Raw genomic sequence first — 14,519 nt, 5'->3', positions numbered from 1 at the left:
GCCTGTGTCAACACGTCATCAATGTCCGCGGGTCAGTCACGGTGTCCAACCACTTTCCGTACGCGTCACCACCGGCACGTCGCACCGCGGCGCAGACCTCGGCTTGAGTGCGGCCGGCCGGGCGGTAGACAGCGTAGATCGGGGTTCCCTCGTCACTCACCTGACGCAGGGAGGGGCAGGAGTGATCGGTCCGAAGGTATGACGCGTCTGGGAAATCGTCCAGACCGCGTTGAATTTCGGCGTCATACTTCCCGGGGGTTACGGCGTTGCGCAACACGACGATTCCCATACCGTCACAGGCGGGTTGCGTGATCGGTTTGCTCACATTGAGGGCGACTCGGGACGCGTCAGGTCGAGAAGGTGTCGTGGCAGTGGTAGTAGTAGTGCGGGTGGTGGTGGCATAGCTCTGTGAGGGTGCCTCGTAATCACGAGCCGTTTGCGGCCATGACGTGATGACCGCAGACGATGGGCCGCTATCAGTGCTGACGATCACGATGGTGCAGACCAATGCGACGAGTGCGACACATCCGGTCACGACGGCGGCGATGGTCAGCAATCGCCCGTTCCCACCGCTTCGGCCGGCACTTGCTGGCGTGCTGTAGCCGCCGGTGTGCGATCCGCCGATGGGCCGGCCAACTGGTTTTATCGCTTGCACCCTTTGTGCATCGGATGCGCGTTGGCTGCGCCGAACCGCGCGTTCATCATCGATCCTGCACCAGGGGCAATGCGGCGCCTCGATCGGAATCTCGTGCCCTCGTGCACAGCTGCCGATCTGAACGAGGTGCAACGCTTGACGCCATTCGGCCGCGGTAGGCCGTGCGTCGGGGTTACGCGCACCGTGGGTGAAGGCGCGGATGAACAGGGTCTGGATCTGATCGGGCAGAAAGTCGATCGTCGGAGCGAGTGGATGGGACTGCAGTGCCGACCCCGGACCCCCGGCCCACTGGCCCGTCTTCGCGAGTGTGAGCGCATCTGGCTGTTCCCCGGGGCCAGTCCATTTTCCTCGTTGAAACGGATGGTTGCCCGCCATCAGCAGCAGATGAATGTGGACGGCAAGCGCGAAAAGGTCCGAGGGCTTTCGGCGTGCGCTGGAGGCGAGGTCGAGTCCTGCGAGTTCGGGTGCGGTGAACTCCGGGCGCCCTACCCCACAGAGGAACTGGTGCCCCTGCTTATCGGTGAACTGCATCGAGTCGCAGTCCACCAGGGTGACCCGGGTCGTGTCATTGACCAGGATGTTGCGTTCTTGAAAGTCGCCGATGACGGCGTCCACCTTGTGTACCGTCTCGACAGCCAGGCACAGGTTGGCCGCCACACTCACCAGGTGGTGCCACTTGACGTGGGGAGTCCACTGCGGGGCGGTCGGAAGAGGGCTCATCCTGTCGGTCGGATTGCTCACGGAATGGATCTCGACCGCGTTCGACGTGTCTACGCGGGACATGACGTAGCCCGTGACGCCGTCGCCGTCGACGACGTCCAATGGCCACGTGAGCACAACGAACCCGTCCGATTGCACAGCACCTTCGGGCGGAGACGCCGCCATCGAGGCCACTTTCGCCCGTTTGGCCGGCAAATCCTTGAGATCGCTGTGAAAAATCTTGGCCACTCGGTCGGGCCTGCCGACGACTTCGTGGATGGTGCCCTCGCCGGCACGCGCCAGAACCTGCCCCAAAGCGAAGGTCGACCCATCACCGACACGCAATATCGACGTCACCCAAATCCCTTCGCCGCCCATTGCCTGCGGGTGTGGCCAGTGCGCAACCTGCAGGGCACGTCCCCGCGGGTTCGGCACGCCGGGACGGCGGTTTGCCAGCCTGGTGGGACAGCATGCTGTCACGGTGTCCGAGTGGCGACAATCGTCCGAACGGCTGACACCGGTCCACCCCGTTTCGCGTTTTCCGGGCGGCACTACCCTGATCGGTATGGGTGAACAGCGCAGCTCTCACGACGCACACCGTTGGCAAGGTCTGGCGACCCGGGCCATCCACGCCGGGTTCCGGCCCGATGCCGCCACCGGCGCCGTCAACGCCCCGATCTACGCGAGTTCCACCTTCGCCCAGGACGGCGTCGGCGGACTGCGCGGCGGATTCGAGTACGCCCGCACCGGTAACCCGACCCGGGCGGCGCTCGAGGCCTCGCTGGCCGCCGTCGAGGCGGCCGACTACGGCCGGGCCTTCGCCTCGGGCATGGCCGCCACCGACTGCGCCCTGCGCGCGGTGCTGCGGCCCGGCGACCACGTCGTCATCCCCGACGACGCCTACGGCGGCACCTTCCGGCTGATCGACAAGGTGTTCACCCAGTGGGGGATCCAGTACACCCCGGCCGCCCTGTCCGACCTGGACGCCGTCGCGGCCGCGATCACCGACCAGACCAAGCTGGTCTGGGTCGAGACCCCCACCAACCCGCTGCTGACCATCGCCGATATCGCCGGCATCGCCGAACTGTCCCGCAAGGCCGGCGCGAAGTTGTTGGTGGACAACACGTTTGCCTCCCCGGCGCTGCAGCAGCCGCTGACTCTCGGCGCCGACATCGTGTTGCACTCGACGACGAAGTACATCGGCGGGCATTCCGATGTGGTCGGCGGTGCGCTGCTCACCAGCGATGAGGAACTCGACACCGCGTTCGCGTTCCTGCAGAACGGGGCCGGGGCCGTACCGGGCCCGTTCGACGCCTACCTGACCATGCGCGGGCTCAAGACCCTGGTACTGCGCATGCAGCGGCACAGCGAGAACGCCGCCAAGGTCGCCGAATTCCTGTCCGAGCACCCGGCGATCGAGAGCGTGCTGTACCCGGGCCTGCCCAGCCATCCCAACCACGAGGTCGCGGCCAAGCAGATGTCCGGATTCGGCGGCATGGTGTCGGTGCGGCTGCGTGGCGGGCGGGCGGCTGCCCAGCAGTTCTGCGCCCGCACCGAGATTTTCATTCTCGCTGAATCTCTGGGCGGGGTGGAGTCGTTGATCGAGCACCCCGGCGCGATGACGCACGCGTCCACCGCGGGTTCGCAACTGGAGGTGCCCGAGGATCTGGTCCGGCTCTCGGTGGGCATCGAGGAGGCCGCCGATCTGCTCGGCGATCTGGAGCAGGCGCTGCGCTGAGCGCGGCTACCGGGCGCTCAGTGCCGGGCGCAACGCCGAGGCCGTGACGGCCAGGTTGACCTCCGGCAGCGCGGTGGGCGATTCGTCCACCCAGCTACCGAGGGCGATCTCGCCGGCCCGGGCATGCACCCAGCGCCAGCCCCGGTCGTTGAGGCTCAGCAGCGCACCCAGGCCGTCGGCGGCATGCAGCAGCGCGATGATCGCGGCGGTCGACGGAGTCGGCGGGCGACGCTCGAACAGCGCCGCCAGCAGCGCCGCGCGGGCAGCGTCCACCCGGTCCCTGCGTTGCAGCGGGAACGCGGCAGTTTTCTTGAAGCCCTTGGACGGCAACGGGATACGACGTATCTGCCCGCACCGTTGCAGGTGCTCGAGGAGCTGATCCTCGGTGCGTCTGCTCAGCTTGGCGATGGCTGTGCCCGGGCGTAGCGGGCGCTGCGAGAGCAATGCCATGGCCGGACCGGTGACCGGGTCCAGTGGGCCCGTCGCGGTCAGTGCGATGAGGCGGCCGGGTTCGACGGGGTCGCCGTCGACCGCCGGTCGGATCCGGCACGCCCAGGCCAGGTCCAGCAGCACCGCAGCGCTGAGCACCCGTTGCCTGCGCTGCCGGTCCAGACCGGGTTGCGCCGACGCGTTGTCGAGCAGCAGGAGAAGCAGGTCTTCGGCGATCTGGGCCACCGGAGAAACCTAGCGCCCAGCCGCGCAGACCGACTCAGGCGTGGTAGGGCTCCGCGCTGAGCAGCTTCACCGTGACGGTGCTGCCGTTGGGGATCGTGAAGCTGCGGCTGTCGCCGACCTTGGCGTCGAGCAGCGCCTCGCCCAGCGGCGACTTCGGCGAGTACACCTCGAGCTTGCCGTCGCTGACGCCCTCCTGGCGGGTGGCGATCAGGAAGGTCTCGGTGTCGTCGGGGTCATCGCCGTACTGCACCTTGACCACCGAACCGGGCAGGGCGACACCGGACTGCTTGGGTGCCTCGCCGACCTTGGCGTTGTTCAGCAGCTCCTGGAGCTGCCGGATGCGTGCTTCCTCCTGGCCCTGCTGCTCACGTGCGGCGTGGTAGCCGCCGTTCTCGCGCAGGTCGCCCTCTTCACGGCGGTCGTTGATCTCGGCAGCGATCACGGGACGGTTGGCGATCAGCTGGTCCAGCTCGGCCTTCAGGCGCTCGAAAGCTTCTTCGGTCAGCCAGGTGACCTGGGTGTCGGTCATGTCCTCGCGCTCCTGTCGTTGATCATTTCTCTCGCGATGTGTCGCGTGGGAAGGTCGTGTACCGCCGCGATCGCAGGCGCATGCAGCGCGCTAATGCAGCAATACACGGCTCCAGCCGGAACCGTGTATTGCCCGAGCTTACCACCGCCGGGTCAACCGGTTTCCACAATTTTGTGGTCGGTCGTTCGTCTTCAGGACGTTTTCAGGACGTGGTCAGGGTCTCGTCAGGTACGCCGGCACGTCGGTGCCGCAGCCGTAGATATCGCCGACGACCGGCGGTTTCGTGGACTTGACCACGGCATCGATCACCACCGACTTCTCGGTGGACGGCGGCACCAGGATTTCCCGGCGCCCGGTCTCGTCGCCGTCGATGGAACGGGCCCGCACGATGCAGACCGCCGGCACCGACGGATCGGAACGGGTGACGGTGATGGTCACCGCGACGGTCTGGTCGTCGATCAGCTTGTACCCGCCGAGCTCGCCTTTGACCTCGCCGGTGCCGAAGCGCTGGAAGGCGATGAGCGCGATCACCACGCCTACCGTCACAATCAGCATGAACAGGCCGATCACCACGCGTCGGCGAGTGCGTCGGGACATTTTCTGCCGCCCGTAACGGGCGGTGGGGCGGTCGATGGTCAAGGTTTTGGGTGCCCGTCGGTCGGTCGGTTCTACTAGAACTGGAACTATAGAGCGGTGGGCATGAAGGGAGAGCGGCCGTCGTTGTCAGACGATATGAGCCGTTGGATGGGGCACGATGACTGAACTGCGCTTGATGGCTGTGCACGCCCACCCCGATGACGAGTCGAGCAAGGGGGCGGCGACCACCGCCCGGTACGCCGCCGAAGGCGCCCGGGTCATGGTGGTGACCCTGACCGGGGGTGAACGCGGGGACATCCTCAACCCCGCGATGGACATCCCTGAGGTGCACGGACGCATCCACGAGGTGCGCCGGGACGAGATGGCCAAGGCCGCCGAGATCCTCGGAGTGGAGCACCACTGGCTCGGGTACGTCGACTCCGGCCTGCCCGAGGGTGACCCGTTGCCGCCGCTACCGGAGGGCAGCTTCGCCACGGTGCCGCTGGACGAGCCGGTCGAGAAGCTGGTCCGGGTGATCCGTGAATTCCGCCCGCACGTGCTCACCACCTACGACGAGAACGGCGGCTACCCACACCCCGACCACATCCGCTGCCACGAGGTCTCCGTCGCCGCCTACGAGGCCGCCGCCGACCATGTGCGCTACCCGGATGCCGGCCCACCCTGGGCGGTGGCCAAGCTGTACTACAACCACGGCTTCCTGCGTCAGCGCATGCAGGTGCTGCAGGATGAGTTCGCCAAGCATGACCAAGAGGGCCCGTTCGCCAAATGGCTGGAGAACTGGGACGCCGAGGAGGACGTGATCGAAAAACGCGTCACCACCCGGATCGAATGCGCGAAGTACTTCGCCCAGCGGGACGAGGCCCTGCTGGCGCACGCGACGCAGATCGATCCCAAGAGTTTCTTCTTCACCACGCCCATGGAATGGCAGCAGCGGCTGTGGCCAACCGAGGAGTTCGAGCTCGCGCGGTCCAGGGTCCCGGTGCGGCTGCCCGAAACCGATCTGTTCGCAGGGATCAATACACATGACTGACCTACTTCTCATCGCCACCAGCCTGCTCGCCGAGGAGGGGCCCCGTCAGACGGGCCCGGACTTCGGTAAGGCCAGCCCGGTCGGCTTGCTCGTCCTGGTGCTGCTGCTCGTCGGCACCTTCGCCCTCGTGTGGTCGATGAACCGGCACCTCAAGAAGCTGCCGGAATCATTCGACCCGGAGCATCCCGAGCCCGACCAGGCCGTGGACGAGGGCACTGCAGGTGAGTTCAAGGGTGACGGCAAGGGGTAACACCCTGGGCGGGTCCACCAGCCCCTACCTGCGCCAGCACGCGGACAACCCGGTGCACTGGCAGGAGTGGGGCGTCGAGGCACTGGCCGAGGCGGCCCGCCGCGATGTGCCCATCCTGCTGTCCATCGGGTACGCCGCCTGCCACTGGTGCCATGTGATGGCCCACGAATCGTTCGACTCGGACGAGGTGGCCGCCGCACTGAACGACGACTTCGTCTGCATCAAGGTCGACCGCGAGGAGCGACCCGACCTGGATGCGGTCTATATGAGCGCGACGGTGGCGATGACGGGCCAGGGTGGCTGGCCGATGACGTGCTTCCTCACCCCGGACGGCCGCCCCTTCTTCTGCGGTACCTATTACCCGAAAGAGGGTTTTCTGCAGCTGATTTCGGCGGTGAAGCAGACCTGGCGCGAGCGCCGGGCCGACGTCGAGCAGGCATCCGACGAGATCGCCGGGGAACTCCGTGCGATGAGCGGCGGCCTGCCGGGTGGCGGGCCGCCGGTCGATCCGCGGCTCTGTGACGCTGCGGTGGCTGCGGTGCTGCGCGACGAGGACACGGAACGTGGCGGGTTTGGCGCCGCACCGAAGTTTCCGCCGTCGATGGTGGCCGAAGCGTTGCTGCGCAACTACGAACGCACCGGCTCGCAGCGGGTGCTCGATGCCGTCCGGCGTGCGGGTACTGCCATGGCCCGGGGTGGGATCTACGACCAGCTCGCCGGGGGCTTCGCCCGGTACAGCGTGGATTCGGCCTGGGTGGTGCCGCATTTCGAGAAGATGCTCTACGACAATGCGCTACTGCTGCGGTTCTACTCCCATTGGGCACGCCGCACCGGTGATCCGTTGGCGCGCAGGATCGCCGATGAGACGGCCCGGTTCATCATCGGTGAGCTCGGTACCGGCGGCATGTTCGCCTCATCGCTGGACGCCGATGCCGACGGGGTGGAGGGCCTGACCTACGCCTGGACGCCGGCCCAGCTGCGCGAGGTCCTCGGCGATGAAGCGTATTGGGCCGCTTCACTTTTCGGGGTGACCGAGGCCGGCACCTTCGAACACGGCAGCTCGGTGCTGCAACTGCGCACCGATCCCGACGATCGACACCGGTTCGAGCGGGTGCGGGCCGCCCTGTTGGCGGCACGGGCACGCCGGCCGCAGCCGGGTCGCGCCGCCTTGGTCGTCACCGCGTGGAACGGGTTGGCGATCACTGCGCTGATCGAGGCATCGGTGGCACTGGACGAACCCGAATACTCCGACGCCGCAACGGTGTGCGCACGCGAACTGCTGTTGCTGCACCTGGTGGACGGCCGGCTGCGCCGGGCCAGCCTGGGCGGCGTGGTCGGTGACAGCGCGGCGATCCTGGAGGACTACGCGGCCCTGATCACCGCGATGTGCGGGCTGTATCAGCTGACCGGGGCCCGGTCCTGGCTCACCACGGCCACCGGCCTGCTCGACACCGTGCTGGACCGCTTCGCCGACCCCGGGCAGCCGGGCCGGTGGTTCGACACCGCCGACGATGCCGAGGTGCTGGTGTTGCGCCCGGCCGATCCGCTCGACGGCGCCACCCCGTCGGGTGCCTCATCGATCGCCGAGGCGCTGCAACTGGCCGCGCACCTGACCGGTGACCCGCGCTACGCCGCCGCGGCCGACGCCACCCTGGCCTCGGCGACCCCGGTGTTGGCCAAAGTGCCGCGCTCGGGCGGGCATTGGCTCGCCGTCGCCGAAGCCGCGGTGCGCGGACCGATCCAGATCGCGGTGGCCTGCGACCCGACGGATTCGGCGCTGCTGGCCGCGGCCAGGCGGCTGGCGCCCGGCGGCGCGGTGGTGATCGGCGGTGCGGTCGACTCCAGTGAACTGCTGACCGGACGGGACCGGGTGGGTGGGCGCGATGCGGCCTACGTGTGCCGTGGCCGGGTGTGTGACCTGCCGGTCACGACGGTCGAGAATCTCGTCGTCACACTCGAGGGTTCCGTGTAGCGTGGCCGCACATGAGCTTCGAGCCCGATGTCTTGCAAGGATTCGTTCAGCGGTATCTGGACACCGTCGTCAGCGGTAGCGCGGATGACGTCGCCGCGTTGTATGCCGAGGACGCCACCCTGGAGGATCCGGTCGGCGGCGGTGAGGTGCACATCGGGCGGCAGGCGATCGCCGGCTTCTACAAGAACGTCTCCGGTGCGGAGATCACCACGCAGCTGCTGTCTTTCCGGGCCGGCGGCAGCGAGGCGGCCTTCGTCTTCGCCATCACCGTCGGCGGCGCGATGAAGATCGAACCGATCGAGGTCATGACGTTCAACGCCGACGGGCAGATCACCTCGATGCGGGCGTTCTGGGGCCCGCAGGACGTCACCCAGCTCTAGACCCGCCGATTTCGGCGCGCTCGCGTTCGGTTTCCGGACGTCAGCGCGCCGAAATCACGAGAAGACGGCGAACCACATCGCGATGTAGTGGCAGATCGCCGCGACCGCGGTGCAGGCATGGAAGAACTCGTGATGGCCGAACGTGGCCGGCCAGGGGTTCGGCCACTTCAGCGCGTACAGCACGCCGCCGATGCTGTAGAGCGCACCGCCCACGATCAGCAGCACCACCGCGCCCACCCCGGCGCCGTGCATGATCGGGCCGATGAACCAGGCTGCCACCCAACCCAACAGGATGTAGAGCGGCACCCCGAGCCAGCGCGGGGCCGCCGGCCAGAACATCTTCAGCAGCACACCGGCGATCGCGCCGCCCCAGACGATCCAGAACAGCACCATGCCCTTGGATTCGGGCAGCGCCAGCAGCGCGAACGGGGTATAGCTGCCGGCGATGAACAGGAAGATCATCGAGTGGTCGAGCCGCTTCATCCAGGTGCGCGCGCGGACGGACTGCCAGGTCACCCGGTGATAGGTGGCGCTGACGGCGAACATCGCCACGATGGTGAACGTGTAGAGCAAAGTGGCCAACCCGGCGCGGGTGGACTGCATCGACCAGGACACCGCGACCAGCGCCGCGCCGGCGATGAACGCCACTATGGCCGAGTACAGGTGAATCCAGCCACGTGCACGCGGTCGGCCCAAGAGTTGCGCAACGCCGTCGGCGACGGCTTCGGGCAGGTCTTCGGCGGTGCTGGGGTCCGCGGCCGAACGGTACGGACGGCCGGAGTCGATCGGGGTCGTCATGTCACCTCCGCTGTCTGGCATGGAAGATCCCGAAGTAACAGTAGTCTTGATCGTTGTGGAGATCATTCCGCCGCGACTCAAGGAGCCGGCGTACCGGCTGTATGAGTTGCGGTTGCGCAAAGAGTTGGCGCAGGCCAGATCCCAACTTCCACGCCACATCGCGGTGTTGTGTGACGGTAATCGCCGTTGGGCCCGCGACGCCGGATTCGACGACGTCAGTTACGGCTACCGCAAGGGTGCGGCGAAGATCGCCGAGATGCTGCGCTGGTGCCAGGCCGCGGGCATCGAACTCACGACGGTGTATCTGCTCTCGACCGAGAACCTGCAGCGCGATCCCGACGAGTTGAGCGCGCTGATCGAGATCATCACCGATGTGGTCGAGGAGATCTGCGCTCCCGCCAACCGGTGGAGCGTGCGCACCGTGGGCGACCTCGAACTGCTCGGTGAGGAACCGGCCCGCCGGTTGCGGGAGGCGGTGGACAGCACCGTCCGGACGGCGACCCCGGGCGTCCTGCAGGTCAATGTCGCCGTCGGGTACGGCGGCCGACAGGAGATCGTCGACGCGGTGCGCGCCCTGCTGGGCAAGGAACTCGCCAACGGTGCGACCGCCGAGCAGCTCATCGAATCGGTGACCGTCGACGCCATATCGGAGAACCTGTACACCTCCGGGCAACCGGACCCGGATCTGGTCATCCGCACCTCCGGGGAGCAGCGGCTGTCCGGATTCCTGCTGTGGCAGAGCGCATATTCGGAGATGTGGTTCACCGAGGCGCACTGGCCGGCGTTCCGGCGGGTCGACTTCCTGCGTGCGTTGCGCGACTACACGCAGCGGCACCGGCGGCACGGGCTGTAACACCGTGGCCGGGCTGTCGGCGATCGTCTTCGCACTCAGCTGGTGGCTCGGGCTGTACCTGCTCGCGCGTGATCCCCGAAAGCCGGTGCTGGTACTGGCCGCCGCCGGGTTGACCAGCTTCGCTGTGGTCGTGGCCCTGGACGCGGTGCGTACCGAGACCACCTCGGGACTGCTCAGCCAGATCGAGATCTACCTGGTGGCGCTGCCCGGGATCTCCTGGTTCGCGGTGCTGCTCGAGCTGTCCCGCCCCACCGAGACGTGGCGCAGCCGGGTCCGCGAGATCGTGTTGGTCGGCGCGGTCGCGGCCGTCGCGTTCACCGGCGCCGCGCTGGCCGGATCCGTCGACGGACCGCTGCGCGCCGGGCACTGGGTGATGTTCGCCGCCGTCTCGCTGCCGTCGCTGGGCGCCATGGTGACCGCCGTGCTGCGTCCCGCACAGCCGGTCCCGGTGGTGCGGTTCGTCCTGGTGGCGACACTGTTCTTCGCGCTCGGCAACGCGATCCTGGTGATCCCGCTGGGCCTGCTGCCCAGCTGGCTGGCGCTGGCGTCGACCGGTTTCGACGTGGCGCTGCTCGGGATCGCGGTGGCGCTGTGGGACGCCTTCGACGAGGGGCAGGCGCTGCGCGCGGACATGCTGCGGTCCTTCACCGCGACGGCCGTGGTGGCGGTGCTGTTCGGCGGGCAGGTGGGGATCGGTCTGGCGGTCACCGGGGCGTCCGGGCAGATCGCCCTGACCGTGCTGCTGTTCACCAGCCTGGCCATCGCCATCGCCATCAACGTGCTGGCCGACCCGCTGGCCGGGGTGCTGGACCGGCTGACGTTCTCCGGCTCACCCGGTCTGCGCGCAGAGCGGGCCGCGTTGCGCGGCACCGAGGCGGCCCTGCCGTTGCGGGCCGGCAACCCGCTGGAAGATCTCGACGACGACACCTTCGCCCGGCTGACCCGGCGCGCGCTGGGGCACTACGGCGATCTGTCCAAACTGGTCGCCAGCCCGTTGACCGCGCTGCCCGCCATCGATGCCCGGCTGGCCGCCCGCGGCGCAGCGGACCGCCCGCTGGAACGGGCCAACGAGCTGAAGGCACTGCTGGCCGACCGCATCTCGGCGCTCAAACCGCGCGAGGGCGGCGACTTCGGCACCACCGAGCAGTGGCGGCACTACAACTCGCTGTACTTCCCGTACGTCGTCGGGGTGCGCGCATACGCCCAGAACGCGACCGCGGCCGGGCTCGACCCGGTGGCTCGGCAGGCCTGGCAATGGTTGGTCACCGAGGTGCCGCAGCGGTCCCTGCACAACTGGCAGAACGCGGCGGCCCGGGTGATCGCCGCCGATCTGCGCGGCGGGACGCTGGCACAGGTGCCCTGACCGCGGCCGTGACCTGCGGTTGGCAGTCTTTGGCAGCGTTACGCGTCGAGTCGGCAGCGGCCCGCGGGCAGGGTCGGGGGTGTCCTGAACCGAATGAAAGGAACACCATGTCCGCCATCTCCGTTCCCGCCGTATCCACCGCCCGCGACGCGCTGCTGCGCCTGGCCATGCGCGCCGACGCGATCATCGTCGGCATCGTCGGGGTGGTCCTGCTGGCTGCGGCCGGCTGGGCCGCCGACATCACCGGTCTGCCCCGGGCCGTCGAACTCGGCGTCGGCGTCTTCTCGGTGGTCTACGGCGTCGTCGTGCTGGCGCTGGCCGCCCTCGACCAGGTGCGCCCCGGCGGGATCGCCGTCGTCATCGCCAACCTGGCGTGCACCGCCATCGCCGCCGCGGTGCTGCTCACCGGCATGTTCGGATTGACCGGGGTGGGCACCGCGGCGGTCATCGTGACCGGCCTGTACACCCTGGTGATGGCCGAACTGCAGTACATCGGGGTCCGCCGGCTGACGGCCTGAGCCAAACCCGAGTAACCCGCTACTCGGGTCGGCTCGGTGCGGTCGGGTCACAGTGGACTGACTCGTCCGAGGAGGATCCGTGACCACTGTCGATTCCTGTGACGTCTGCATCGTGGGTGCCGGTCTCGCCGGGTTGAACGCACTGTTCGCCGCGAGCCGGTACCTGCGTGCAGACCAGAAAGTCGTCCTGCTGGACCGCCGCCCCCGGGTCGGCGGGATGTGGGTCGATGTCTACCCGTATGTCCGGCTGCACCAACCGCACGGAATGTTCACCGCCGGCAACATCGCCTGGACCCTCGACCGGGACCCGGGCTACCTGGCCACCAAGGACGAGGTGCTCGACCATTTCGCCCACTGCCTGGCCCAGATCCGGCAGCGGGTACAGGTGGAGGAGTGGCTCGGCTGGTCGTATGTGTCCGATACTGCCCACGACGGGGGCGTCCGCGTGGTCTGCCGGACCGGTTCCGGAGATGACCACGTGCTCGAGACGGGCCGGCTGATCAAGGCCTACGGCTTCGGGATCGGCACCAACGACCCGCTGCAGGTCTCCAGCACCCGGGTGCGCTCGGTGTCCCCGGATTTCTGCGATATGCGCGGCGGTGAGATCGCCGCCGACACCGCTGCGGTGTGGATCATCGGCAGCGGCAAGACCGCGATGGACACCGCGCACGCCCTGATCACCCGCAATCCGGGACGTGAGATCAACATGCTGGCCGGCTCGGGCACCTTCTTCTCCAGCCGCGACCGGTTCTTTCCGGACGGTGCACAGAGATGGTGGGGCGGCAAGACGCTCAGCGCGCTGTCGGGCGAGTTGTCGCACCTGTTCGACGGCACCAACGAACACGAGGTTGCCCGATGGATGCGGGAACGATTCGGCACCGGCCCGACGGCCCGTGCCGACAACTTCCTGCTCGGGGTGCTCTCCGAGGCGGAGAGCCGGACGATCGCCGCCGGTCTCGGTGAGGCCGTGATGGGCCACCTCGTCGACGCGGTGGACGCCGACGACGGGGTGGACCTGGTGCTCGACGACGGTGCGGCCAAACGCGTCCCGGCGGGCAGCTGGCTGGTCAATTGCACCGGCTACCTGGGAAACACCGAGCAGCCATATGAGCCGTACACCAACGACGACGGTACCGTGCTGTCGATCCAGACCCGCTCGGCAACAATGCATTTCACCTCGTACGAGGGCTACTTCATGACGCATCTGATGATGCTGGACAAGCTGCGCGACATCCCGCTCTACGCACTGGATCTGCAGGAGCTGCTGCACCGCAGCAAGGCGGTGATGCCTTTCGCGATGTTCACGCTGGCCCGGTACAACCTCGGCCTGATCGCCGATGCGGTGCCGGTCGGTGTTTTCAACGAGTGCGGGCTGGACTTCGACCGGTGGTATCCGTGGCACCGGCGGACCGCCGCGGCACTGTGGTTCATGCGCACCCACCGCGGCGAGTCCGCAGGGTTGCGGCACACCCTGGACACCATCGGGGAACGCTTCGAGGTGCGTTGCGGCCCACTGGATTCGGTGCTCAGAGCTTCCGCAGTCGCAGCCGGTTGATGGAGTGGTCGGCGTCCTTGCGCAGCACCAGGGTGGCCCGCGGGCGGGTGGGCAGGATGTTCTCGATCAGGTTGGGACGGTTGATCGAATGCCAGATGTCGCGCGCGGCGAACTCGGCCTGCTCGTCGGTCAACGTGGAGTAATGGTGGAAATGCGAAGCCGGGTCGGCGAACGCGCCGGCGCGCATGGACAGGAAGCGCGAGATGTACCACTGCTCGATGTCCTCGACCCGCGCGTCGACGTACAGTGAGAAGTCGAACAGGTCCGAGACCATCAGCGCCGGACCGGTCTGCAGGACGTTCAGCCCCTCCATGATGAGAATGTCCGGCTGGCGGATCATCTGCGTCTCGCCGGGCACGATGTCGTAGATCAGGTGCGAATACACCGGGGCGCAGGCCCTGTCGGCCCCCGATTTCACCGCGGTGACGAACCGCATCAGCGCCCGGCGGTCGTAACTCTCCGGAAAACCTTTGCGGTGCATCAGATTCCGCCGCCCCAACTCGGCATTGGGGTAGAGGAAGCCGTCGGTGGTCACCAGATCGACGCGCGGGTGATGCTCCCAGCGGGCCAGCAGCGCCTTCAGCACGCGCGCGGTGGTGGACTTGCCGACGGCCACGCTGCCGGCCACCCCGATGATGAACGGCACCGGACGGTCTGAGGTCTGTTCGCCGAGGAACTCCGCGGTCGCGGAGAACAGCCGCTGGTGTGCGGCGACCTGCAGATGGATCAGTCGGGCCAGCGGCAGGTAGACCTCTTCGACCTCCAGCAGGTCGACGGACTCGCCCAGACCGCGCAGCCCGACCAGCTCGGCTTCGGTGAGTTTCAAGGGGGTCGCCATACGCAACGAGCGCCATTGGGTCCGGTCGAACTCCACATATGGGCTCGGCTCGCTGGGCCGCGGCATGTG

General features: G+C 67.8%; 15 protein-coding genes. 9 read left to right on the top strand and 6 right to left on the bottom strand.

Going from position 1 to position 14,519, the window contains the following annotated elements; all coding sequences use genetic code 11:
• Window positions 1-7 precede the first annotated feature (7 nt).
• Entirely contained in the window at window positions 8-1,711 is a 1,704-nt protein-coding gene (locus K0O62_RS22565; RefSeq protein WP_205870599.1) for a hypothetical protein, read from the bottom strand.
• Between the two features lie 208 nt (window positions 1,712-1,919).
• Here K0O62_RS22565 and K0O62_RS22560 point away from each other — a divergent pair, with 208 nt between their 5' ends.
• Window positions 1,920-3,092 (top strand): cystathionine gamma-synthase, encoded by a 1,173-nt coding sequence (locus tag K0O62_RS22560; protein ID WP_073857973.1) that lies wholly within the window; start codon window positions 1,920-1,922, stop codon window positions 3,090-3,092.
• A gap of 6 nt (window positions 3,093-3,098) precedes the next feature.
• Here the strand turns inward: K0O62_RS22560 and K0O62_RS22555 are convergent, their stop codons facing one another.
• The 3 genes from K0O62_RS22555 to K0O62_RS22545 form a co-directional block, all read right to left on the bottom strand.
• Complete coding sequence (locus K0O62_RS22555; protein WP_073857972.1) at window positions 3,099-3,767, bottom strand: GOLPH3/VPS74 family protein; 669 nt, start codon at window positions 3,765-3,767, stop codon at window positions 3,099-3,101.
• Window positions 3,768-3,801: 34 nt separating this feature from the next.
• The gene (gene greA / locus K0O62_RS22550) at window positions 3,802-4,296 is read right to left on the bottom strand and encodes a transcription elongation factor GreA (RefSeq protein WP_073857971.1); all 495 of its coding nucleotides are present in this window, start codon (window positions 4,294-4,296) and stop codon (window positions 3,802-3,804) included.
• Between the two features lie 213 nt (window positions 4,297-4,509).
• Window positions 4,510-4,893, bottom strand: coding sequence for a DUF4307 domain-containing protein (locus K0O62_RS22545; protein WP_073857970.1), 384 nt, complete (start codon window positions 4,891-4,893; stop codon window positions 4,510-4,512).
• Window positions 4,894-5,050: 157 nt separating this feature from the next.
• Here K0O62_RS22545 and mca point away from each other — a divergent pair, with 157 nt between their 5' ends.
• Genes mca through K0O62_RS22525 form a run of 4 tightly spaced genes read left to right on the top strand, consistent with a single transcriptional unit; the run spans window position 5,051 to window position 8,525 of the window.
• Window positions 5,051-5,923, top strand: a complete 873-nt coding sequence (mca, locus tag K0O62_RS22540; protein WP_073857969.1) for a mycothiol conjugate amidase Mca — start codon at window positions 5,051-5,053, stop codon at window positions 5,921-5,923.
• Window positions 5,916-6,173: a hypothetical protein gene (locus tag K0O62_RS22535; protein WP_073857968.1), complete on the top strand. Its 258-nt coding sequence runs from the start codon at window positions 5,916-5,918 to the stop codon at window positions 6,171-6,173. Before mca ends, K0O62_RS22535 begins: the two co-directional genes overlap by 8 nt.
• Window positions 6,157-8,145 (top strand): thioredoxin domain-containing protein, encoded by a 1,989-nt coding sequence (locus tag K0O62_RS22530; protein WP_073857967.1) that lies wholly within the window; start codon window positions 6,157-6,159, stop codon window positions 8,143-8,145. Before K0O62_RS22535 ends, K0O62_RS22530 begins: the two co-directional genes overlap by 17 nt.
• Window positions 8,146-8,156: 11 nt before the next feature.
• Window positions 8,157-8,525, top strand: coding sequence for a nuclear transport factor 2 family protein (locus tag K0O62_RS22525; protein ID WP_073857966.1), 369 nt, complete (start codon window positions 8,157-8,159; stop codon window positions 8,523-8,525).
• A gap of 54 nt (window positions 8,526-8,579) precedes the next feature.
• On the opposite strand, the gene trhA is transcribed toward K0O62_RS22525, so the two are convergent.
• Window positions 8,580-9,323 carry a PAQR family membrane homeostasis protein TrhA gene (gene trhA, locus K0O62_RS22520; protein WP_073857965.1) on the bottom strand — a complete coding sequence of 248 codons (744 nt, stop codon included), beginning with the start codon at window positions 9,321-9,323 and terminating at the stop codon, window positions 8,580-8,582.
• Window positions 9,324-9,378: 55 nt separating this feature from the next.
• Here trhA and K0O62_RS22515 point away from each other — a divergent pair, with 55 nt between their 5' ends.
• From K0O62_RS22515 to K0O62_RS22500, 4 genes are all read left to right on the top strand, one after another.
• Window positions 9,379-10,176 carry a (2Z,6E)-farnesyl diphosphate synthase gene (locus tag K0O62_RS22515; RefSeq protein ID WP_073857964.1) on the top strand — a complete coding sequence of 266 codons (798 nt, stop codon included), beginning with the start codon at window positions 9,379-9,381 and terminating at the stop codon, window positions 10,174-10,176.
• A 4-nt stretch (window positions 10,177-10,180) separates the two neighbouring features.
• On the top strand, window positions 10,181-11,539 hold the full coding sequence (locus K0O62_RS22510; protein ID WP_073857963.1) for a hypothetical protein: 1,359 nt from the start codon (window positions 10,181-10,183) through the stop codon (window positions 11,537-11,539).
• A gap of 107 nt (window positions 11,540-11,646) precedes the next feature.
• Window positions 11,647-12,057 carry a hypothetical protein gene (locus K0O62_RS22505; protein ID WP_073857962.1) on the top strand — a complete coding sequence of 137 codons (411 nt, stop codon included), beginning with the start codon at window positions 11,647-11,649 and terminating at the stop codon, window positions 12,055-12,057.
• Window positions 12,058-12,136: 79 nt separating this feature from the next.
• Window positions 12,137-13,612, top strand: a complete 1,476-nt coding sequence (locus K0O62_RS22500) for an NAD(P)-binding protein (protein ID WP_073857961.1) — start codon at window positions 12,137-12,139, stop codon at window positions 13,610-13,612.
• Here the strand turns inward: K0O62_RS22500 and coaA are convergent.
• Window positions 13,584-14,516 (bottom strand): type I pantothenate kinase, encoded by a 933-nt coding sequence (coaA, locus tag K0O62_RS22495; RefSeq protein WP_073857960.1) that lies wholly within the window; start codon window positions 14,514-14,516, stop codon window positions 13,584-13,586. The two genes, K0O62_RS22500 and coaA, sit on opposite strands and share 29 nt — an antisense overlap.
• Between the last annotated feature and the right edge of the window lie 3 nt (window positions 14,517-14,519).

Origin of the sequence: Mycolicibacterium diernhoferi (assembly GCF_019456655.1) — a bacterium.
Taxonomy (GTDB): Bacteria; Actinomycetota; Actinomycetes; order Mycobacteriales; family Mycobacteriaceae; genus Mycobacterium; species Mycobacterium diernhoferi.
This window is presented reverse-complemented; position numbering and strand designations above follow the sequence as displayed.